Source organism: Pseudomonas sp. SIMBA_067, assembly GCF_046534675.1.
In the GTDB taxonomy this organism is placed as follows: Bacteria; Pseudomonadota; Gammaproteobacteria; order Pseudomonadales; family Pseudomonadaceae; genus Aquipseudomonas; species Aquipseudomonas putida.
In genome coordinates, this window is sequence record NZ_JAWRYH010000832.1 from 1 (window position 1) to 255 (window position 255).

The 255-nt window shown below is 59.6% G+C and carries 1 protein-coding gene; it reads left to right on the forward strand.

Annotated elements, in window-relative coordinates:
- Positions 1-56 precede the first annotated feature (56 nt).
- Positions 57-255 (forward strand): BON domain-containing protein (locus SB765_RS31530; protein WP_410932743.1); only part of this gene is annotated, 199 nt, incomplete at its 3' end.

Sequence of the window (255 nt, forward strand, 5' to 3'; positions counted from 1 at the left end):
CGGTTGTGGCGGGTGGCGCAGCGGTTGCCACTAAAACGGCCACCGATCCACGCTCGGTGGGTACACAGGTTGATGACAGCACGCTGGAGCTACGCGTGACTAACGCGCTGGCTAAAGATCAGCAGATTAAAACTGATGCCCGCATTATCGCCACGGCCTATCAGGGCAAAGTGTTGCTGACCGGTCAGGCACCTTCGCAGGAGATCGCCGGTCGTGCCAAACAGATCACCATGGGCGTTGATGGCGCAACCGAGG